The following is a 1,486-nucleotide window of genomic DNA, read 5'->3' as shown; positions in this document are numbered from 1 at the left end:
CGACGCGACCGACCTGACAGCCCTCACCGCCCTCGCCCGCACCCTCGAAACCGACGGAACCCCCGTCCGCACCGTCATCCACGCCGCAGGCGTCGCCTCGGCCGGTCCGATCGGCGAGCTCGACGCGGAGACGCTGGCCGGGCAGATGCATGCGAAGGTCACCGGCGCGGCCAACCTGAACGCGGTCTTCGGGGACACCGATCTGGACGCGTTCGTCCTCTTCTCCTCCATCGCAGGTGTCTGGGGCAGTGGCGGGCAGGCGGGTTACGCGGCCGCCAACGCCTACCTCGACGCCCTGGCCCAGGAACGCCGGACCCGGGGCCTGGCCGCCACCTCCCTCGCCTGGGGCCCCTGGGGCGGTGGCGGCATGGCGGACGACGAGATGGCGGCGGAGCTGAGCCGACGCGGTCTGCCGGCCATGGCTCCGGATGCGGCCATCACGGCGATCGGCCAGGCTCTGGCGCTGGACGAGACGTGCGTGACCATCGCGGACGTGGACTGGGAGCGCTTCGTACCGCCCTTCACCGCGCTGCGGCCGAGCCCGCTGCTCGGCGACCTGCCCGAGAACCAGCGGCTCGCCGTGACGTCCGCCCCGGCGGAGTCGGCGGGCGCCGAATCGGCGCTGCGCGGCCGGCTGGCCGGCCTGACCGGGGCCGAGCAGCTGCGACTGCTGCTGGGTGTCGTCCGGGCGCAGGCCGCGGTGGTGCTGGGGCACAACGGTGCCGGTGCCATCGGCGAGACGGCGACCTTCCGGGAGCTGGGCTTCGACTCGCTCACGGCGGTGGAGTTCCGCAACGCCCTGACGGGCGAGACGGGGCTCTCGCTGCCCGCGACCCTCGTCTTCGACTACCCGAGCCCGGCTGTCCTGGCCGAGCACGTGCGGGACGAACTGCTGGGCTCCGAGGCGCGGGCCGCGAGTGTTCCCGCCGCCGCGGGCGGACCTGTCGACGGGGACGACCCGATCGCAATCGTCGGCATGAGCTGCCGCTACCCGGGGGGCGTGCGGTCGCCCGAGGACCTGTGGGAACTGCTGGCGTCCGGAGCGGACGCGGTCTCCGGATTCCCGGTGGACCGTGGCTGGGACCTGGAGCGGCTCTACGACCCGTCGCGCGAGCGGGAAGCGGCGTCGTACGTCGACCAGGGTGGTTTCCTGCACGATGCCGGGGAGTTCGATCCGGTCTTCTTCGGGATCTCGCCGCGCGAGGCCCTGGCGATGGACCCGCAGCAGCGCCTGCTTCTCGAAACGTCGTGGGAAGCGTTCGAGCGGTCCGGTATCGACCCGGCGTCCGTACGCGGCAGCCGTACCGGTGTGTTCACCGGCACGAACGGCCAGGACTACACGGGTCTGCTGCTCGCGTCCCCGGACAGTGCCGAAGGGCATGTCGGCACGGGCAATGCGGCGAGTGTGGTGTCGGGTCGTATCTCGTACACGTTCGGTCTGGAGGGGCCGGCGGTGACGGTGGACACGGCGTGCTCGGCCTCGCTG

General features: G+C 72.7%; 1 protein-coding gene. It reads left to right on the top strand.

Translation table 11 applies throughout. The annotated features are described in order from the left end of the window. The coding region (locus BT364_RS38920) for a beta-ketoacyl reductase (RefSeq protein WP_143166645.1) at positions 1-1,486 on the top strand (1,486 nt) is incomplete at both ends.

This window comes from Streptomyces atratus (assembly GCF_900119365.1).
Lineage (GTDB): Bacteria > Actinomycetota > Actinomycetes > Streptomycetales > Streptomycetaceae > Streptomyces > Streptomyces atratus_B.
This window is presented reverse-complemented; position numbering and strand designations above follow the sequence as displayed.